At 72.4% G+C, this 19,690-nt stretch carries 14 protein-coding genes; 11 read left to right on the top strand and 3 right to left on the bottom strand.

All coding sequences use genetic code 11. The annotated features are described in order from the left end of the window. The first annotated feature begins 164 nt into the window (after positions 1-164). The 5 genes from ACH4F2_RS31660 (at position 165) to nudC (ending at position 10,704) form a co-directional block, all read left to right on the top strand. The gene (locus tag ACH4F2_RS31660) at positions 165-551 is read left to right on the top strand and encodes an MGMT family protein (protein WP_398136184.1); all 387 of its coding nucleotides are present in this window, start codon (positions 165-167) and stop codon (positions 549-551) included. A gap of 266 nt (positions 552-817) precedes the next feature. Then, positions 818-4,501, top strand: coding sequence for a UvrD-helicase domain-containing protein (locus ACH4F2_RS31655; protein WP_398136183.1), 3,684 nt, complete (start codon positions 818-820; stop codon positions 4,499-4,501). 123 nt (positions 4,502-4,624) lie between these two features. Beyond that, on the top strand, positions 4,625-8,176 hold the full coding sequence (locus ACH4F2_RS31650; protein ID WP_398136182.1) for a UvrD-helicase domain-containing protein: 3,552 nt from the start codon (positions 4,625-4,627) through the stop codon (positions 8,174-8,176). Positions 8,177-8,186: 10 nt separating this feature from the next. Then, a complete protein-coding gene (locus tag ACH4F2_RS31645; protein ID WP_398136181.1) occupies positions 8,187-9,599 on the top strand; it encodes a dipeptidase in 1,413 nt (470 codons plus the stop codon). A 160-nt stretch (positions 9,600-9,759) separates the two neighbouring features. Continuing rightward, positions 9,760-10,704: an NAD(+) diphosphatase gene (gene nudC / locus ACH4F2_RS31640; protein ID WP_398136180.1), complete on the top strand. Its 945-nt coding sequence runs from the start codon at positions 9,760-9,762 to the stop codon at positions 10,702-10,704. Between the two features lie 350 nt (positions 10,705-11,054). On the opposite strand, the gene ACH4F2_RS31635 is transcribed toward nudC, so the two are convergent. Beyond that, positions 11,055-11,312, bottom strand: coding sequence for a mycoredoxin (locus ACH4F2_RS31635; protein ID WP_398136179.1), 258 nt, complete (start codon positions 11,310-11,312; stop codon positions 11,055-11,057). A gap of 177 nt (positions 11,313-11,489) precedes the next feature. On the opposite strand from ACH4F2_RS31635, the gene ACH4F2_RS31630 reads away from it, so the two are divergent. The 4 genes from ACH4F2_RS31630 to ACH4F2_RS31615 all read left to right on the top strand — a co-directional run bounded on the left by ACH4F2_RS31630 (position 11,490) and on the right by ACH4F2_RS31615 (position 15,052). Continuing rightward, positions 11,490-13,691, top strand: coding sequence for an ATP-dependent DNA helicase UvrD2 (locus ACH4F2_RS31630; RefSeq protein ID WP_398136178.1), 2,202 nt, complete (start codon positions 11,490-11,492; stop codon positions 13,689-13,691). Positions 13,692-13,855: 164 nt separating this feature from the next. Continuing rightward, positions 13,856-14,188 carry a hypothetical protein gene (locus ACH4F2_RS31625; protein WP_398136177.1) on the top strand — a complete coding sequence of 111 codons (333 nt, stop codon included), beginning with the start codon at positions 13,856-13,858 and terminating at the stop codon, positions 14,186-14,188. Between the two features lie 175 nt (positions 14,189-14,363). Then, positions 14,364-14,732, top strand: a complete 369-nt coding sequence (locus tag ACH4F2_RS31620) for a WhiB family transcriptional regulator (RefSeq protein WP_351390591.1) — start codon at positions 14,364-14,366, stop codon at positions 14,730-14,732. After that, a complete protein-coding gene (locus tag ACH4F2_RS31615) occupies positions 14,729-15,052 on the top strand; it encodes a hypothetical protein (protein ID WP_398136176.1) in 324 nt (107 codons plus the stop codon). Before ACH4F2_RS31620 ends, ACH4F2_RS31615 begins: the two co-directional genes overlap by 4 nt. Positions 15,053-15,156: 104 nt before the next feature. Here the strand turns inward: ACH4F2_RS31615 and ACH4F2_RS31610 are convergent, their stop codons facing one another. Together ACH4F2_RS31610 and ACH4F2_RS31605 are read right to left on the bottom strand one after the other, a co-directional pair. Further along, positions 15,157-16,548: an ABC1 kinase family protein gene (locus ACH4F2_RS31610; protein ID WP_398136175.1), complete on the bottom strand. Its 1,392-nt coding sequence runs from the start codon at positions 16,546-16,548 to the stop codon at positions 15,157-15,159. Then, positions 16,541-17,755 carry a TOMM precursor leader peptide-binding protein gene (locus tag ACH4F2_RS31605; RefSeq protein ID WP_398136174.1) on the bottom strand — a complete coding sequence of 405 codons (1,215 nt, stop codon included), beginning with the start codon at positions 17,753-17,755 and terminating at the stop codon, positions 16,541-16,543. Before ACH4F2_RS31605 ends, ACH4F2_RS31610 begins: the two co-directional genes overlap by 8 nt. A 315-nt stretch (positions 17,756-18,070) precedes the next feature. On the opposite strand from ACH4F2_RS31605, the gene ACH4F2_RS31600 reads away from it, so the two are divergent. Then, entirely contained in the window at positions 18,071-18,667 is a 597-nt protein-coding gene (locus ACH4F2_RS31600; protein ID WP_398136173.1) for a M48 family metallopeptidase, read from the top strand. 148 nt (positions 18,668-18,815) lie between these two features. Then, a partial coding sequence (locus tag ACH4F2_RS31595; RefSeq protein ID WP_398136172.1) for a TerD family protein occupies positions 18,816-19,690 on the top strand: 875 nt, incomplete at its 3' end.

Below are 19,690 nucleotides of genomic sequence, written 5' to 3'. Positions count from 1 at the left end.
CACTGGTCACCGCCCGCACGATGGTGGCATGCCGCGTCGGCCTCGGCAGGCATCAGGGTGCCCGTGCGGGCCGCACAGTCTGCCCGAAGCGCCGCTTCCGGGCGAGGGACGCGCACCGTCGGGAGTGCCTCGCGTTGTCGGTGGGGTGGGGCAGGATGGGTCGGATGAGCGAGCAGAGTCTTCCGGACGACGCCCGCCCGGAGTACGCGGACGCGCTGCCCGAGTACGCCGAGCGGGTTCTCGAGGTGACCGAACTGATTCCGCCGGGCCGTGTCATGACGTACGGGGACATCGCCGAGTACCTGGAGGAGGGGGGACCCCGTCAGGTCGGACGGGTGATGTCCCTCTACGGGGGAGGCGTTCCGTGGTGGCGCGTCGTCCGCGCGGACGGGGTCCTGCTCGCCGGGCAGGAACTGGAGGCGCTCGACCGCTACCGGGAGGAGGGCACGCCCCTGAAGGAGGCGAGCAGAGCCGCGGAGGATCATCTGCCGCGCCTCGACCTGAAGCGGGCGCGGTGGGACGGCGGCGAACGCGCACAGGGTCACACCTGACAGCTTCCGCCATCGGGTCGGCCGACGTGTGACCCGTGATCCGTATGAGGTAAAAGGCGCATTTCGGGCACGTCCGAGACATGACGTACGTTCGTGGGGCGAGGGACACAGGCTCCGCGCGTGACCCGAGGGAAGAAGAGGACGCCCTGCTTCCGTCTCATCCGTCGGCGTAGCGTCGGCTGCACCAGTCCCTCTCATCCCGCGGCCCCCGTCGTGCCCGCAGTGCGGACGGCCCACCAGCACACCCACCAGGACCGGCGAACCACGTGAGCTCCTTCTCCTCCACCAGACACCCGTCGCACCCCCAGGGGCGACGGGGGAGCCGTGGCGCTTACCGGCTGGTGCGTACCCCGCCGGAGCGAATGGATCCCCCTCTTCTGGACGCCGCGCAACGCGCCGTGGTTGACCACGGGGCCGGACCGCTGCTCGTCCTCGCGGGCCCGGGCACCGGCAAGACGACCACGCTCGTCGAGTCCGTGGCGGAACGGATCGCCCGGGGCGGCGACCCCGAACGGATCCTGGTGCTGACCTTCAGCCGCAAGGCGGCCCTCGAGCTGCGCGACCGGATGGCGCTGCGCATGGGAGCCACGCGTGCTCCCCGGGCGACGACCTTTCACTCCTTCGGTTACGCCCTGGTCCGCGCTCACCAGGCCGGGGACCTCTTCGTGGAGCCCCTGCGGCTGCTGTCCGGCCCGGAGCAGGACGTGACGGTACGCGAGCTGCTCGCCGGGCAGGTCGACCTGGAGCGGCTCGGCCTGGCCCATGTGCGCTGGCCCGACGAACTGCGCGCCTGCCTGACCACCCGCGGCTTCGCCGACGAGGTCCGCGCGGTCCTCGCCCGCAGCCGCGAACTGGGCCTCGGCCCGGACGCCCTGGGGGCCTTCGCCCGGCGTCTCGGCCGACCCGACTGGCGGGCCGCCGCCGTCTTCCTCGCCGAGTATCTCGACGTGCTCGACCTGCAGGGCGTGCTCGACTACGCGGAACTCGTCCACCGCGCGGTGCTCCTCGCCCGCCGTCCCGAGGTCGCCGAGCACCTGGCCGCGCGGTACGACGCGGTCTACGTCGACGAGTACCAGGACACCGACCCGGCCCAGGTCCGGCTGCTGCACGCCCTGGCCGGCGGCGGACGCACCCTCGTCGCCTTCGGCGACCCCGACCAGTCGATCTACGCCTTCCGGGGCGCGGACGTGAACGGCATCCTCGACTTCCCGACCGCCTTCCCGCGCGCGGACGGCCGCCCGGCACCGGTCGAGGTGCTGCGGACCTCACGCCGGTCCCAGGCCGCCCTCCTCGCCGCGACCCGGCTGCTGACCCAGCGCATGCCGTTGACCCGACTGCCCGCCGACAAGGTGCGCGCCCACCGCGAGCTCGCCCCCGTGCGGGACGGAGGGCGCGTCGAGGTGTTCACGTACCCGACGTCCGGTACCGAGCTGGACAACATCGCCGACATCCTGCGCCGGGCCCACCTGGAGGACGGCGTCCCCTGGGGCGACATGGCCGTCCTGGTGCGCGCCGGGTCACGCACCATCCCCATGGTCCGCCGCGCCCTCACCGCGGCCGGCGTCCCCCTGGACATCGACGGTGACGACCTTCCCCTGCGACACGAGCCGGCGGTGGCGCCCCTGCTGACGGCACTGCGGGCGGTGGCGGTGGCGGAGGCGGAGGCGGGAGAACGGACCGAGGCTGGCCTCGGTGAGATGGCGGAGGCCGGAGGCGAAGCGGATGCCGACGCTGGGGCGGAGGCGGGCCGTGAGGCGGATGCCGACGCTGGGGTGGAGGCGGGCCGTGAGGCGGATGCCGACGCTGGGGTGGAGGCGGGCCGTGAGGCGGATGCCGACGCTGGGGTGGAGGCGGGACCTGAGGCCGGAGCTGAGGCGAAAGCCGGGCCCGAGGCGACCGTGAAGGCCGTGCCGGAAGCCGTGCCTGATGCGGCCGTGCCCGACGCGGTCATGCCCGACGCGGTCATGCCTGATGCGGTCGTGCCCGATGCGGTCGTGCCCGAGGCCGTCGGCGATACCGCGGTCCGGACCGTGCCCGGTGAGCGTGTCGACCGCGCGGAGAACCCGTGCTGGCTCCCCACCGAGACCGCCCTCACCCTGCTCACCTCCCCGCTCGCCGGGATGGACGCCGCCGACCTGCGCCGCCTCGGCCGTGCCCTGCGGGAGGAGGAGCGCGCCGCGGGCGACCCGTTGCCGCCGCCCTCGGACGAACTGCTCGCGCGGGCGCTGGCCGAGCCGGAAAGGCTGGCGGTGCACGACCCCGCGTACGCGCGTGGCGCCCAGCGCCTCGGCGCGCTGCTCCGCAAGGCCCGCGAGCGCCTGGCGGGCGGCGGCAGCGCCGAGGAGGCGCTGTGGGACCTGTGGGAGGGCACGCCGTGGCCCACCCGCCTGGAACGCTCCGCCCGGCGCGGTGGCGCGGCCGGACGCAACGCAGACCGCGACCTCGACGCCGTGTGCGCGCTCTTCGCGACGGCCGCCCGTGCGGAGGAGCGCACCGGCGGCCGGGGTGCCCTGAACTTCCTGGAGGAGATCGACGCCGAGGACATCGCCGCCGACACCCTCACGCGGCGTGCCGTACGCCCCGACGCCGTCCGCCTGATGACCGCGCACCGCTCGAAGGGACTGGAGTGGCGGCTCGTCGTCGTCGCGGGCGTCCAGGAGGGCCTGTGGCCGGACCTCCGCCGTCGCGGCTCCCTGCTGGAGGCCGACCGGATCGGCCGCGACGGACTCGCCGAACCGCTCACCCCCGGCGCGCTGCTCGCCGAGGAACGCCGCCTGTTCTACGTGGCCGCCACGCGCGCGCGTGAGCGGCTCGTCGTGACCGCCGTGAAGGCACCGGCCGACGACGGTGACCAGCCCTCCCGGTTCATGACCGAACTCGGAGTCGAACCCGCCGACGTCACGGGCCGCCCCCGTCGCCCGCTCGCCGTCTCGGCGCTCGTCGCCGAGCTGCGCGCCACCACGGTCGATCCCCGCGTCTCCGAACCCTTGAGGGAGGCCGCCGCCCGCCGCCTGGCCCGCCTCGCCGCTCTCGCCGACGAGGACGGCCGTCCCTTGGTGCCGTCCGCTCACCCGTACCGCTGGTGGGGCATGTGGGACTCGACCGAGAGCAAGGTGCCCCTGCGCGACCGCGACCAGCCCGTCACCCTCTCCGGGAGCGCCCTCGACCAACTGGCCAACACCTGCGCCCTCCAGTGGTTCCTCGGCCGCGAGGTGAAGGCCGACGCACCCGCGACCGCCGCCCAGGGCTTCGGCAACGTGGTGCACGTCCTCGCCGACGAGGTGGCCTCCGGTCACACGCCGGCCGACCTCGCCGTCCTCATGGAGCGCCTGGACTCGGTGTGGAACGCGCTCGCCTTCGACGCGCCGTGGAAGTCGGCGCAGGAGAAGGCCAACGCGCGCGTGGCGCTCGAACGCTTCCTGAAGTGGCACGTCATGGACCGCGCCGGACGCACGCCGGTGGCGAGCGAGCACGACTTCGACGTGACCCTGGAGGCGGGCGACTACCAGGTGCGCATCCGCGGCCAGATGGACCGCGTCGAGGCGGACAGCGACGGCCGCGCCTACGTCGTCGACTTCAAGACCGGCAAACAGGCGCCCACCTCCGCCGAGGTGGCCCACCACCCGCAGCTCGCCGTCTACCAGCTCGCCGTCCGCGAGGGTGCCGTCGATGACGTCTTCGACGGAACCCGCCCGGAGCCGGGCGGCGCCGAGCTCGTCCAGCTGCGCCAGGGCGCGCCCAAACGGGACGGTGGCGAGACCCTCCCCAAGGTGCAGGCACAGGACTCCCTGGAAGGGCCGGGGGGCGAGTGGGTCGGGGACCTGCTGGCCACGGCCGCCGGCAAGGTCCTCGACGAACGGTTCGCGCCGACCGCGGGCCAGCACTGCACCCACTGCGCCTTCCGCGCGTCGTGCAGTGCGCGGCCCGAGGGTCGGCACGTCGTGGAGTAAGCGGCCGAAGCGGAAGGACCGCCTGGTGTGACGAGACGCACCACAGGTGCTGACCTGCACTTCTCGTCACTCCGGAGGCGATCCCGCCGCCCGTTGTCAGTGCCCGCCGCTAGCCTCTTTGACGTGCCGGCCCATCTCACTGATCCCGATCAGCTCAAGGAGCTCCTCGGTATCCCCTTCACCCCGGAGCAGACGGCGTGCATCATCGCGCCGCCCGCCCCGCAGGTGATCGTGGCCGGAGCCGGGTCGGGCAAGACGACGGTGATGGCCGCGCGCGTGGTGTGGCTGGTCGGCACCGGCCAGGTCGCCCCCGAACAGGTCCTCGGTCTCACGTTCACCAACAAGGCGGCCGGCGAACTCGCCGAACGCGTCCGCAAGGCGCTGATCAGGGCGGGCGTCACCGACCCGGACGTGATCGACCCGGACAACCCGCCGGGCGAACCGGTGATCTCGACGTACCACGCCTTCGCGGGCCGCCTTCTGACCGACCACGGTCTGCGCCTCGGCCTGGAGCCCACCTCCCGTCTGCTCGCCGACGCCACCCGCTACCAGCTCGCCGCGCGGGTCCTGCGCGAGGCTCCCGGCCCCTATCCGGCGCTCACCCGCTCCTTCGCCGATCTGGTCAGCGACCTCCTCGCCCTCGACGCGGAGCTCGCCGAGCACCTCGTACGCCCGGAGGAACTGCGCACCTGGGACGCCGGCCTCCTGGACTCCCTGCAGAACGTCAAGCTCGGCAACGCCGATCTGCGCAAGGTCCCCGAGGCCGCCGCCGCACGCCGTGAACTCGCCGACCTGGTGATCCGCTACCGGGCCGCCAAGCGCGAACGGGACCTGCTCGACTTCGGCGACCAGATCGCGCTGTCCGCCCAGCTCGCCGGGCTGCCGGAGGTGGGCCGCGTCCTGCGAGACGAGTTCCGGGTCGTACTGCTCGACGAGTACCAGGACACGTCGGTGGCCCAGCGCATCCTCCTGGCGGGCCTGTTCGGCGGCGGCACCGGCCACCCCGTGACCGCCGTGGGCGACCCCTGCCAGGCGATCTACGGCTGGCGCGGCGCCTCCGTCGCCAACCTCGACGACTTCCCGGAGCACTTCGCGCACGCGGACGGCCGGCCCGCCACCCGCCAGGCGCTCAGCGAGAACCGCCGCAGCGGCGGCCGCCTCCTCGATCTCGCCAACAGCCTCGCCGAGCCTCTGCGCGCCATGCACGCGGGTGTGGAGGCCCTGCGTCCCGCCCCCGGCGCCGAACGCGACGGCACGGTCCGCTGCGCCCTGCTGCGCACCCACGCCGAGGAGATCGACTGGATCGCCGACTCCGTCGCCCACCTCGTGCGCACCGGCAAGGCGCCCGGCGAGATCGCCGTCCTGTGCCGCACCGCGACCGACTTCGCCGAGATCCAGGGCGCGCTGGTGGCCCGCGACGTTCCCGTCGAGGTCGTGGGCCTCTCCGGGCTGCTGCACCTGCCCGAGGTGGCCGACCTGGTCGCCGTCTGCGAAGTCCTCCAGGACCCCGGCGCCAACGCCTCCCTGGTCCGCCTGCTCACCGGCCCGCGCTGGCGCATCGGCCCGCGCGACCTCGCCCTGCTGGGCCGCCGCGCCCGGCTCCTGGTGAGCCACGCGCGCGTGGACGGCGACGACGACCCCGACCGGCGACTCGCCGCGGCCGTCGAGGGAGTCGACCCGTCCGAGGTGATATCGCTCGCGGACGCCCTGGACACCTTCCTGGAGACCCCGCTGGACGGCACCGGCGGCGACGACGGGCTGCCCTTCTCCACGGACGCCCGCGTGCGCTTCGCACGGCTCGCCGCCGAACTGCGCGACCTCCGCCGGGCCCTGTCCGACCCGCTCATGGACGTCCTGCACCGCGTCCTCGCCGTCACCGGCCTGGAGATCGAGCTGTCGGCGTCCCCGCACGCCCTGGCCGCCCGCCGGCGCGAGACGCTGTCGAACTTCCTGGACGTCGCCGCATCCTTCGCCGCGAGCGACGGCGAGGCCACCCTGCTCGCCTTCCTCGGCTTCCTGCGCACCGCCGCCCAGTACGAGAAGGGCCTGGACAACGCCCTGCCCGGCGGCGAGAACACCGTCAAGGTGCTCACCGCCCACAAGTCCAAGGGCTTGGAGTGGGACGTCGTCGCCGTACCCGGCCTGGTCACCGGCACCTTCCCCAGCGGCCAGGGCCGCGAGAAGTGGACCGCCCAGGGCAAGGTGCTGCCGCACGGCCTGCGCGGCGACGCCGACACCCTGCCCGACGTCGGGTCCTGGGACTCCCGGGGACTGAAGGCATTCCACGAAGCCATGAAGGGACACCAGCACACCGAGGAGCTCCGCCTCGGCTATGTCACCTTCACCCGCCCCCGCTCCCTGCTGCTGGGCTCCGGCCACTGGTGGGGCCCCAGCCAGAAGAAACCCCGTGGACCGTCCGCCTTCCTCACCGACCTGTACGAGCACTGCGCCGCCGGTCACGGCGAGATCGAGGCCTGGGCGGACGAACCCGCCGAGGACGAGGTGAACCCGGCCCTGCACCGGGCGACCGCCGACCAGGCCTGGCCCCTGCCCCTGGACGACGAGGCACTCGCCCGGCGCCGGGCCGCCGCCGAAACGGTTCTCGCCCACCTGGACAGCCTCGCTTCCCACGAGGAGGGCCGTGCCGCAGCCGCGCACGACCCGGACACCTTCGACGACCCGGACTGGCCGCCGCCGCCCGGGGACGACGAGGTACTCCAGGAGGAAGAGGTCCCCGGCGACCCCGGCTGGACGGAAGACCCCGCCGACTGGGACTCCTGGACCACCGACCGGCCCACCGCCCCGTCGGCCCCGGCCGCAACGGCGCCGGACACCAGCCCCGCCATCCCGCACCAAGCGACCCCTCCAAGGCAGCCCGGCGGCACCGACCTGCCCCGCCCCCACTTCGAGGAACCGCGAACCGGGCGAACCGCCTCCGCCCGCCTCACTCCGGAGGAGGCGCGCGCCGTCGCCTCCTGGGACCGCGACCTCGACGCCCTCACCGGCGAGCTCCTGCGCGCCCGCGAGAGCGTCACCGAGGTGCGCCTCCCCGCGTCGCTGACCGCCTCCCAACTGCTGAGCCTGGCCGCCGATCCGGACGGCTTCGCGCAGGAGCTGGCCCGGCCGATGCCCCGCCCGCCCCAGCCCGCTGCCCGCCGCGGCACCCGTTTCCATGCCTGGGTGGAGGCCCGCTTCGAACCACTGACGCTGCCCCTGCTCGAACCGGAGGAGCTCCCGGGCCGCGAGGCAGAGGTCGCCGACGAACGCGACCTGGAGTTCCTCAAGGACGCCTTCGAACGCACCGAGTACGCCCGGCGCACCCCGTACCGCGTCGAAGCCCCCTTCCAGCTCTCGCTCGCCGGCCGTGTCGTACGCGGGCGCATCGACGCCGTCTACAAGGAGGGCGACGGGGCGACGGCGACGTACGAGATCATCGACTGGAAGACGAACCGCACCGCCAGCGGCGACCCGCTCCAGCTCGCGCTCTACCGCCTGGCCTGGGCCGAGCAGATGCACGTACCGCTGGAGTCGGTGACGGCCGCCTTCCTGTACGTACGCACCGGCGAGGTCGTACGGCCCGAGGGGCTGCCGGACCGCGCCGCGCTGGAGGATCTGCTGCTGACCGAGCCGGTCGGTGACGAACCGCACGATCAGGGTGTCCATGCGGGCCGATAGGCTCGTGAGTATGAGCCACCCCGTTGACAATGCTGTCAGCGCTGTCCGTACGTACATCGAGCAGCACCGCGCCGCCTTCCTCGACGACCTCGTCGACTGGCTGCGCATACCGTCCGTGTCGGCCCAGCCCGACCATGCGACCGATGTGCGCCGCAGCGCCGACTGGCTCGCCGCCAAGCTGAAGGAGACAGGCTTCCCGACCGCCGAGGTCTGGCCGACCCAGGGCGCCCCGGCCGTCTTCGCCGAGTGGCCCTCCAGCGACCCGCAGGCACCGACGATCCTCGTCTACGGCCACCACGACGTGCAGCCCGCAGCCCGCGAGGACGGCTGGAACAGCGATCCCTTCGAGCCCGTCATCCGTGGGAAGCGCCTCTACGCGCGCGGTGCGGCCGACGACAAGGGGCAGGTGTTCTTCCACACACTCGGCGTCCGCGCCCACCTCGCCGCCACCGGCCGCACGACCCCCGCGGTGAACCTCAAGCTGCTGATCGAGGGCGAGGAGGAATCCGGCTCCCCGCACTTCCGGGCCCTGGCCGAGGAGCGCGCCGAGCGGATCACCGCCGACGCGGTGATCGTCTCCGACACCGGCATGTGGTCCGAGGACACCCCCACGGTCTGCACCGGCATGCGCGGCCTCGCCGAATGCGAGATCCGGCTCCACGGCCCCGACCAGGACATCCATTCGGGCTCCTTCGGCGGCGCGGTCCCCAACCCGGCCACCGCCGTCGCCCGCCTCGCCGCCGCCCTGCACGACGAGCACGCGCGCGTGGCGATCCCGGGCTTCTACGACGGCGTGATCGAACTCACCGACCACGAACGCGGCCTCTTCGCCGAGCTGCCCTTCGACGAGCGGCAGTGGCTGCGCACGGCCAAGTCGTACGCCGCCCACGGCGAAGCCGGGCACACCACCCTGGAACGCGTCTGGGCACGCCCCACCGCCGAGGTCAACGGCATCGGCGGCGGCTACCAGGGCCCGGGCAGCAAGACGATCATCCCGTCGTCCGCCATGGTGAAGCTCTCCTTCCGGCTGGTCGCGGGCCAGGACCCCGACCACGTCGAGAAGGCCGTCCGCGCCTGGGCCGCCGAGCAGGTGCCCGCCGGGATCCGCTGCGAGATCACCTTCAGCGCGGCCACCCGCCCATGCCTGACACCACTGGACCACCCGGCGCTGCAATCGGTGGTCCGCGCCATGGGCCGGGCCTTCGGGAAACCGGTCCGCTTCACCCGCGAGGGCGGCTCCGGGCCGGCCGCCGAGCTCCAGGAGGTCCTCGGCACACCGGTGCTCTTCCTCGGCATCTCCGTCCCGTCCGACGGCTGGCACGCCCCCGACGAGAAGGTGGAGCTCGATCTGCTCCTCAAGGGCGTCGAGACGTCCGCCCACCTGTGGGGTGACCTGGCGGAACACTGGAGCCACGCGCCCTGAACGCCCCGCACGGTCCTGGTCCGGACCGGCATCGCGCGCGCGGCACACTGGAATGGCCGCCCCGCACCGCCGAGCCCTCCGGACCCGGTCGCCACCCGCCGTACGACCCGCTGAACCGCCTGCCGCACCGAACCGCTCACCGGGGGAGTTGGAAGCACCCGTGACCACCTGGACCGACCACACCGCCGACCGTCCCATCTCGCTCACCGCCCCGAGCGGCATCGACCGCGCCGCTCACCACCGCCTCGACGAGGCGTGGCTCGCTGCGGCGTGGAGCCACCCCTCGACGCGCTGTTTCGTGGTCTCCGGCGGTCAGGCCCTCATCGACGAGACGCCCGACGGGCGCACCGAACTCGTCATGACCCCGTCCTTCGAGGCCCCGCTCACCGAGGCACACCGCTACTTCCTGGGCACCGACGAGGACGGCGTCAGCTACTTCGCCCTCCAGAAGGACTCCCTGCCCGGCCGCATGGACCAGTCCGCCCGCCCGGCGGGCCTGCGCGAGGCCGGGCTGCTCCTGTCGCCCCGCGACGCGGGTCTGCTGGCTCACGCGGTCGCCCTGGAGAACTGGCAGCGCCTGCACCGGTTCTGCTCCCGTTGCGGCGAGCGCACCGTCATCGCCGCGGCCGGACACATCCGCCGCTGCCCCGCCTGCGGCGCCGAGCACTACCCGCGCACCGACCCGGCGGTGATCATGGCGGTCACGGACGCGGAGGACCGCATCCTGCTCGGCCGCCAGGTCCACTGGCCCGAAGGCCGCTTCTCGACGCTCGCCGGCTTCGTGGAACCCGGCGAGTCCATCGAGCAGTCGGTCCGCCGCGAGGTCTACGAGGAGGCCGGCATCACCGTCGGCTCCGTCGAGTACGTCGCCAGCCAGCCCTGGCCCTTCCCCTCCAGCCTGATGCTGGGCTTCATGGCCCACGCCACCTCGACCGACATCAACGTCGACGGCGACGAGATCCACGAGGCCCGCTGGTTCTCCCGCGACGAGCTGGGCGCCGCCTTCGACTCCGGCGAGGTGCTCCCGCCCTACGGCATCTCCATCGCGGCCCGCCTCATCGAGCTCTGGTACGGCAGGCCGCTGCCGACGCGCGGCTCCTTCTGAGGCAGGACGACGTGTAGAGGGGTGGCCTCCCCGGGGAGGCCACCCCTCAACACGTGTCGCACGTCTGACGTGCCCGCGTACGCGTCCTCTCGAAGAAGGCGCGGGCCTTGGCCGGCATCCCGATATGCGGTGAGAAGCCGTACGGCGCGAGCGTGGGCAGCAAGTCCGTGTACAAGACCGCGATCTTCGGGTTGAAACGTTGTCCCGGACCCGTTGGAAGGCCCCGATGGTGGTCGAAGGCCCTGATACCTGACGGTGTTCGTGCTTCCACGGGACGTACGGCGAGGCAGGCGCGCACACGAAACCCCCGACCAGCCATCCTGGGCACGGTCGGGGGTCGCGGGCGAGCGTCAGACCGCGAGAGCCTGCTTCACCTGGGCAAGGCTCGGGTTCGTCATGACGACCTCGTTGCCACCCGCGGAAGGGACCACCCGGACAGTGGGTACCGTCTGGTTTCCGCCATTCGCCTTCTCCACGTACGCGGCGGACTCCGGGTCCTGCTCGATGTTGATCTCCGTGTACGCGATGCCCTCGCGGTCCATCTGGCTCTTCAGCCGACGGCAGTAGCCGCACCACGTGGTGCTGTACATCGTCACAGTGCCCGGCATGTCTATCGCGCTCCTTCGGCGGCTCGGGGATGAGGTCGCACCGGGGGAACGTCTTCGGCGGCGCCACCATTCCCGGCGCGACCGAGGCGTGTGACGCCTGCCGCATCGGTACGACTATCGGTGCGTGCCTGTGGACAACCGACTCACCCGTCTCCCGCGACCTGGCAGCATGGCGGTGTGACAGCAGCAACGCACTCCACCCTTTTCCCGCAGGTACCGGACTCGGCCGACGCGGTGCTCGAAGGGCTCGACCCCGAGCAGCGCGAGGTGGCGACCGCCCTGCGCGGTCCGGTGTGCGTGCTGGCGGGCGCCGGTACCGGCAAGACCCGGGCGATCACCCACCGCATCGCCTACGGGGTACGTGCGGGGATCCTCCAGCCCTCCAGCGTGCTCGCCGTCACCTTCACCAACCGGGCCGCCGGGGAGATGAGAGGCCGGCTGCGCCAGCTGGGTGCCGCCGGCGTTCAGGCCCGCACCTTTCACTCGGCGGCGCTGCGCCAGCTCCAGTACTTCTGGCCGAAAGCGATCGGTGGCTCCCTGCCCAGACTCGTCGACCGCAAGATCCAGCTCGTCGCCGACGCGGCCGCCGCCTGCCGTATCCGCCTCGACAGGGGCGAGCTGCGCGACGTCACCGCCGAGATCGAGTGGTCCAAGGTGACCCAGACCGTCCCCGCCGACTACGCCCTCGCGGCGGCCAAGGCCGGCCGTGAGGTGCCCCGCGATCCGGCGGAGATCGCGCAGCTCTACTCCGCCTACGAGGATCTGAAGCGCGGGCGCGGTGTCATCGACTTCGAGGACGTGCTGCTGCTGACGGTGGCCGTCCTCCAGGACCGTCACGACGTCGCCGAACAGGTCCGTGCCCAGTACCAGCACTTCGTGGTCGACGAATACCAGGACGTCAGCCCCCTGCAGCAGCGCCTGCTGGAGCTGTGGCTCGGCGACCGCGACGACCTGTGCGTGGTCGGCGACGCCAGCCAGACGATCTATTCGTTCACGGGAGCAACCCCCGACCATCTGCTCGACTTCCGCAGCCGCCACCCCGGCGCGACCGTCGTCAAGCTGGTCCGTGACTACCGCTCCACCCCGCAGGTGGTCCACCTGGCCAACGGCCTGCTCGTCCAGGCCCGGGGCCGGGCCGCGGACCACCGTCTGGAGCTGGTCTCCCAGCGTCCGGCGGGCCCCGAGCCCGTGTACGCCGAGTACACCGACGAACCGGCCGAGGCCGAGGGTGCCGCCCGTCGTATCCGTGAGCTCATCGACTCGGGCGTTCCGCCCGCCGAGATCGCGGTCCTGTTCCGTACGAACTCCCAGTCGGAGACCTACGAGCAGGCCCTCGCCGACGCCGGGGTCCCCTACCAGCTGCGCGGCGCGGAGCGCTTCTTCGACCGCCCGGAAGTACGCAAAGCCGGCAGTTCCCTGCGGGCCGCGGCGCGCTTCGGTGGCAACGACTCCCTCCTCGACGACGCCGTCGACCTGCCCTCCCAGGTGCGCGCGGTGCTGTCCGGCGAAGGGTGGTCCCCGCAGCCCCCGGCAGGGTCGGGCGCCGTCCGCGAGCGCTGGGAGTCGCTGGCCGCCCTGGTCAACCTCGCCCAGGACTTCGCCGCCGCCAGAGCGGGCGCCACGCTGAGCGACCTCGTCACGGAACTCGACGAGCGGGCGGGCGCCCAGCACGCACCGACGGTGCAGGGCGTCACCCTCGCCTCCCTGCACTCGGCCAAGGGGCTGGAGTGGGACGTCGTCTTCCTGGTGGGCGTCACCGAGGGCATGATGCCGATCGCCTACGCAAAGACCGACGAGCAGGTCGAGGAGGAACGGCGCCTGCTCTACGTCGGCGTCACCCGTGCGCGCGAACGCCTGCATCTTTCCTGGGCACTCGCCCGCTCGCCCGGCGGCCGGCCGAGCCGCCGTCCCAGCCGCTTCCTGAAAGGGCTGCGGCCAGGTTCGGGGACGGCCGGCGGGCGGGCGGCCGCGGGCGGCTCGGGAGGCGTGGAGCGCGGCTTCGGGGGCGGCGGCGCCGCGGTGCCGGTCCCCAGACGGGTACAGCGGGTGCCGGCCCGCTGCCGGGTCTGCGGGCGCACGCTCACCGACGCGGGCGAGATGAAGCTGATGCGCTGCGAGGACTGCCCGTCCGACATGGACGAGGGTGTCTACGAGCGGCTGCGCGAGTGGCGTGCGATCCAGGCGGGGCACAGCGGTCAGCCCGCGTTCTGCGTCTTCACCGACAAGACGCTGATGGCGATCGCCGAGTCCGTCCCGGAGGACGAGCGCGAGCTGGCGCGGATCCCGGGCGTCGGGGCGCGGAAGCTCAACCGGTACGGAGCGGACGTCCTGGCCATCTGCGCAGGCCAAAGCGGAGTGGGGCTTGACGAAGACGACTGATTCAAACTCGTCGAAAAAATAGTTTGCGCATGCCCCGGGAATCCCCATAGGTTCTTGGTCACGGGAGCAGCGGCCTTCCCGAAGGCCCTGAATCCGTGTTGTACTTGCATATCCGCGGACTGGTTCGTCCCAGTCCCCCGAGACGCCGAGAGGAGGCGAGTCCAGTGATCAACATCAACTTCAGCTCCATCGTCAGCTCCACCGCCAAACTGACCGATCGCTCGGCCGTCTCCCTGTGCATGCTCGGCGTTTCCAACCCGGGCACCGGTCTGTCCGGCATTCGCGCCGTCCTTCCGGCCGCCGCCCCCGTCGCCTCCGCGGACCTTCCCGTCCGTGAGCGCGATGAGCGACCGACCAAGGCACTGGAAGCAGCAGTAACGGCGCAGGCGCAGGCCTATGCCTTTACCGCGACCGGTGCCGGATTCCGGAAGCAGACGACGCAGCACCACCTGATGTGGGCCTTCCGTGGGCCAGAACCCTGGAGTGATCCAGTCTGATCGACGATCAGGCCGGCGCCTTCAGGGCCGCGGAACCCCATCCGGGATCCGCGGCCCTTCTGTTTGTCCCCGAACGGGGACGACAGCACGAAGGAGCCTCGGGACAAGAAAAGAACCCGGTACCAAGCCGCCACCCGGCCGACCGGCCGGAACGACCAGACGAGGAAGAAACCCCGTGCAACTCGAAGCGCACGCCCCGTCCGTACCGCCTTCCGACACGATCCCCAAGCCCGTCCCCACGGAGGACTCCACCTTGACCCCGCTCACCGCGCTCACCGCGCTCGACGACGCCATCGAGAACCTCGGCGTGCCCGTCCCCTGCCGTTCCTACGACCCGGAGGTCTTCTTCGCCGAGTCGCCGGCGGACGTCGAGTACGCCAAGTCCCTGTGCCGCACCTGCCCGCTGGTCGAGGCCTGCCTCGCCGGTGCCAAGGAGCGGCGTGAGCCCTGGGGCGTCTGGGGTGGCGAGCTGTTCGTGCAGGGTGTCGTCGTCGCCCGGAAGCGGCCCCGTGGCCGCCCGCGCAAGAACCCGGTCTCGGCATGAACACCGCAGGAACGATCGACCGTCCCCTCACGTACGACCCCAAGAAGCAGGCCCCGATGAAGCCGTCCACCCACGACATCGCAGGCTTCACGCCTGAAGACTTCACCACCAGTGACGCGAAGGACTCGCGTCGGAACAGGACCCGTGAGATGCAACTCATCCCAGAAGCCCTGGCTCGTGCGCATATGCACGAACGCCTGCAGGAGGCCGAGCGGGAACGCCGGGCCCTGCGCCTGGCGACCGCTCGCCGCATGCAGCGACGAGCCGAGCGCGCCTCGATGCGTGCCCGGCGCGCGCTCGCCATGGCGGTCATGCAGTAGCCAGGTCACACCGCAGCGTGGCCTCCCGCAAGGGAGGCGAAGCTCCCCAGGGGGCCTGCCCGTCCGAACGGGCCGGCCCCTACGGCGCGTTCATCCTCGGCGGCTCACGCCTCCGCCGCCGTTTCCCCCAACTCGTACTCGTCCTCCGCCGTGTACTCGTCCTCCTCGGGGAGGAACCCGACCAGCCACTCCTCCAGCTCGTCGCGCAGCCGCACCGTCGCTCCCAGCTGGCACAGCACACCGATGGTGCTCAAGGTCACCCGGTGAATCAGCAGGTAGGCCGGCGGCAGGTTGAGCTGCTTGGCCAGCTGGTACGCGGGGGAGCGGGGATCGCCGATCCGGGCCGCCTGGCTCCGCATCCAGCCGCGGGTGAAGGTGAACTCGTCGACCCGGGCGGGCTCGATGATCGGCAGCAGGTAGTCGAGGATGGCGTCGGGATCCAGCTCTATCGACTCCTTGACGAAGCCTTCCGCACAGAGCATCTCGTAGACGGCGTCCGCCTCGCCGTCCAGGGCCATACGCAGGGCCGCCCCGATGGGCTCGGGCAGGCCGCCCGGGAGGCGGTCGACCGTGCCGAAGTCCAGGACACCCAGGCGCCAGTCGTCTTCCCCGTCCGGCCCGCCGGGCAGCAGACGGAAGTTGCCGGGGTGCGGGTCGGCGTGCAGGAGGCCGGTGCGCGCCGGGCCCGAGAAGAGGAAGTGGGCCAGAAGCTGACCCGCCCGGTCGCGCTGCTCCGGTGTGCCATCGGCGATGATCTCCGACATCGGGATGCCGTCGATCCACTCGGTGACCAGCACCTGCTCGCACTGGTGGACGACGTCCGGCACCACGATGTCCGCGTCGTGCGCGAACTCCTCCGCGTGGGCCTGCTGGGCCTGCGCCTCCAGGTCGTAGTCCAGCTCCTCGGAGACTCGGTCCTTCAACTCCGTGATCAGCGGCTTGATGTCCATGCCGGGGACCAGCGGGCCCAGCAGGCGGGCGAAACGGCTGAGCTGGTTCAGGTCGGACAGCAGGGCCTCGCCGGCGCCCGGGTACTGCACCTTGACCGCCACCTCGCGGCCGTCGTGCCACACCGCACGGTGCACCTGACCGATCGAAGCGGCCGCGGCGGGCTTGTCCTCGAACTCCAGGAACAGGTCGTGCCAGTCCTCGCCGAGCCGCTCCGCGAGCACGGAGTGCACCGTGCGGGTCGGCATCGGCGGTGCCGCCTCCTGCAGTTTGGTCAGCGCGGCCCGATAGGGGCCCGCGACCTCCTCGGGCAGCGCCGATTCGAAGACGGACAGGGCCTGTCCGAACTTCATCGCCCCGCCCTTGAGCTCGCCCAGCACCTTGAACAGCTGCTCCGCGGTGCGCTGCTGCAGCTGCTGGCCGACGATCTCCGCGGATTCGCCCACGATCCGCTTGCCGAGCCCCCAGGTCGCCCGCCCGGCGAAGCCGAGCGGGAGCGCGGCGAGCTTGGCGGTCCGGGTGACCGCCTTGCGCGGAAGATCAGACATGCGCCCTCCAAGTCCCAGCCGGCCGCCCCGGTTCTGCCTCACGGCGTACATCCGCCGACGGCCCTTGCCCAGCCATTGTCGCGCGCCGCTCCCCATCCTCGGGGGTGTGTTCCTGCTTACCTTTTCCGGTGGCTCCGCACGGGCAGGCCGGGTGCGCCCGGACCGGCCGCGTGTGCCACTGCAGACCCGGCAGCGAGACCTCCCAGCGTGCGCCGACGCTCGAAGGAGTCCGGCCGTCCAGGAAGGCGAGTGCGTGAGCCGCCGCCAGCCCGGCGACCGTCGCGGCCAGGGTGAGGTCGCAGGGCCGTACCTGCCGCTGCCTGCTGGACCGCCACTGCGCCACCAGACGGGGCCAGGCCGGGTCCCGGTCGGTGCGGTCCTCGTACAGACAGCCCGCGCATCCCGTCTCGCCGGGCAGGACGAGAGGGCCGACGACGCCGGTCCCCTCCACGACACCGGCGTACAGGTGGGGAGTGCCGGAGGCCATGAGGGCTTCCGCGGCAGCGGGGTCGGGCGTGTGCACCGCGACGTCGTCGCGCGGGGCGACGACCACCAGGGAGAAGCCCGGGGTGCCCTCCTCGGGCGGCGTTGTGGGACTGCGGCGCGGCGGGCGGCCGGGGGCGGCCCGCCGGACGGCGCGGCGGGCCGCATCGTCGCGGCGGTCACCGACGGACTCGGCGGGGAGCCCGCCCGGGGTGACGTCCCACGGCTCGACGCGGCCGCCGTCGAGCACGTCGACCTCGCCGACGCCCGCGCCCGACAACAGGCCGGACAGCACCGCGCCCACCCGACCCGCGCCCCTCACCCGCACCCGCTGGGCGCGCCGGGCGGCCAGGTGTCTCATCGCGTCCCCCGGTTCGGAGGTGGTCAGGGACAGGGAGGCCAGGTCGGGGCGGAGCCGGTCGAGGACCTCCTTCTTCTTGCGCAGGGCGTCGGCGTCCGGCCCACCGCCCCGAAAGTCGTCGAGGAGGCCGGCCCGCGCCAGGCCCTCCACCACCCGGTCGACATGACCTTCCGGCAGGTCAAGGCGATGCCCCTCCTCGCGCAGGAGCGCCGGGCCGCGGGTGCCGTTGAGCAGTTCGAGGAAACTGCCCGTGGCCGTGTCCACCGGGCCCAGTGTCAGCGCGTGCGCCGGTGTCATCCCGAACTGCACGGTGTTCAGATCGCGCCAGCCTCGCCTGAGCGCGGGCTTCACCATCGGATGCATGCCAGGTCCCCCGTAGGTTTTCGAAGGTCTTCGAACGTCCCGTGTGTCCGGCGGCGGCCGGTCGCGTACCGGTTCGTGCGGTCGGTCACGATTGCGCCGGTGAGTGCCAGCATGCCCGGACGCGTGGCCGGACGCCGAAAGTTGTCCACAGGCGGTGGGTATTCGTCGTACAAGCGAGTCGTACGTGCGAGTCGTACGCGCGATCCGTACAACGAGTCGTACAAATCAGTCGTACATCCGGAGGAGGGGTGGCGGATCGGCACCGAACCGTCCCGGAGCCGGGACTTCCCCGTGTGCAGCGGGTAACGTCGTGGCGTGTCCGCCGACCCACTGCACCGTGCCGGGGCGCCCCAGCGCGCACCGACGAATCAGCCGCCGAACGGCTCGGGGGCGAGCGCGATCGAGGTCCGCAGGAGCACCCGGCGCCGCCGGACGGTCTCGGCGTACCGCGAGGGCGACCGCACCGTCGTGCTGATCCCCGCCCGAATGTCCGAGGCGGAGGAGCAGCGCTGGGTGAGCGTCATGCTGGACAAGCTGGCCGCCCAGGAGAGCAAGCGAGTCCTCGGCGACGCCGAACTGGCCGGACGCGCGGAGCGCCTGTCGGGCCAGTACTTCGACGGGCGGGCACGGCCCACCTCGGTCCGCTGGGTCACCAACCAGAACACCCGCTGGGGCTCGTGCACCCCCTCCGAGGGAAGCATCCGGCTGTCGCACCGCCTCCAGGGCATGCCCGAGTACGTCGTCGACTACGTCCTTCTGCACGAACTGGCGCATCTGCTCGTCCCCGGGCACGGGCCCCGGTTCTGGCGGCTGCTGGAGGCGTATCCGAGGACCGAGCGGGCTCGGGGCTACCTCGAGGGAGTGGTCGCCGCAGACCGGCTGCCGCACGTGCCGGGGGCCCGCAGCGAGTAGCGCGCACCTCCGCTCGAGCGCAGGCGGGGCGTTCGGCACGGCCGCGCCCGCGTTCTGTACCGGGTCTGTACCGACCTCCTCCGGTGTCCGGAATTGCCGTTAGCCTGGCGCGACGCACTCACATTCGGATGGGGGACGGTCGTAACGCATGGCCAGGGAATTCCAACGCGGCCACAAGGCCAGGATCAGTGACCTCACCGCGGGCACGGATCTGTACGTAGGCGTGCAGATCTCCGGCCCCGGGCTGAGTTTCGACATCAGCTGCTTCGGCCTCGACGCCGACGAGCGGTTGTCGGACGACCGCTACTTCGTGTTCTTCAACCAGCCGAAGACCCCCGAGGAGTCCATCCAGCTCCTGGGTGCGCAGGCGGGTGACACGGAGTCCTTCCGGGTCACCCTCGACAGGATCCCGTCGCAGATCCAGAAGCTGTCCTTCACAGCGACGATCGACGGCGCCGGACAGATGTCGCAGACCGGCCCCGGATACATCCGGATCGTCGCGGGCGGTGAGGAGGTGGCCCGGTACCCGTTCAGCGGCTCGGAGTTCTCCACCGAGCGCGCGGTGATGCTCGGCGACTTCTATCTGAAGGACGTGTGGCGGTTCGCCGCCGTCGGGCAGGGCTTCGACGGCGGGCTGGACGCTCTGCTGAGGAACTTCGGCGGCGAGGTGGCCGAGGAGGAGGCGCCCACGCCGCAGCAGCCGCAGGCCGGCGCCGCCCCGGGATTCGCCCCGCCCGCCCAGGCCTCCGCGCCCCCGGCGTTCGGCGCGCCTCCCACACCGGCTCCCGCTCCCGCGCCACAGCCCGCGCAGCCCGTCCCGCAGGGCTTCGCCGCTCCGCCCGGCGCCGTACCGCCCCTGGTCCCCGCCCCGGCGCCAGGGCACGACGTGCACGCCGCGCAGACCATCGTCGCGCCCGTGAACACACCGCCCGGCGGATCCCCCGTGCCGCCCTCGGCCCCGCCGCCCCCCGGCTACGGCCAGCCGGGCCAGCCCGGTCAGCAGCAGCCGCCGTACGGTCAGGT

The organism is Streptomyces sp. NPDC017890, from assembly GCF_044328675.1.
GTDB lineage: Bacteria > Actinomycetota > Actinomycetes > Streptomycetales > Streptomycetaceae > Streptomyces.
Note: the sequence above shows the minus strand (reverse complement) of the source record. Positions and strands in the feature narration are given on the sequence as shown.

Excerpts from the sequence above, each read along its gene's own strand:
- ACH4F2_RS31660 (WP_398136184.1), top strand. The coding sequence starts at position 165 with ATGAGCGAGCAGAGTCTTCCGGACGACGCCCGCCCGGAGTACGCGGAC.
- ACH4F2_RS31645 (WP_398136181.1), top strand. The coding sequence starts at position 8,187 with ATGAGCCACCCCGTTGACAATGCTGTCAGCGCTGTCCGTACGTACATC.
- ACH4F2_RS31635 (WP_398136179.1), bottom strand. The coding sequence starts at position 11,312 with ATGCCGGGCACTGTGACGATGTACAGCACCACGTGGTGCGGCTACTGC.
- ACH4F2_RS31615 (WP_398136176.1), top strand. The coding sequence starts at position 14,729 with ATGAACACCGCAGGAACGATCGACCGTCCCCTCACGTACGACCCCAAG.
- ACH4F2_RS31610 (WP_398136175.1), bottom strand. The coding sequence starts at position 16,548 with ATGTCTGATCTTCCGCGCAAGGCGGTCACCCGGACCGCCAAGCTCGCC.
- ACH4F2_RS31605 (WP_398136174.1), bottom strand. The coding sequence starts at position 17,755 with ATGCATCCGATGGTGAAGCCCGCGCTCAGGCGAGGCTGGCGCGATCTG.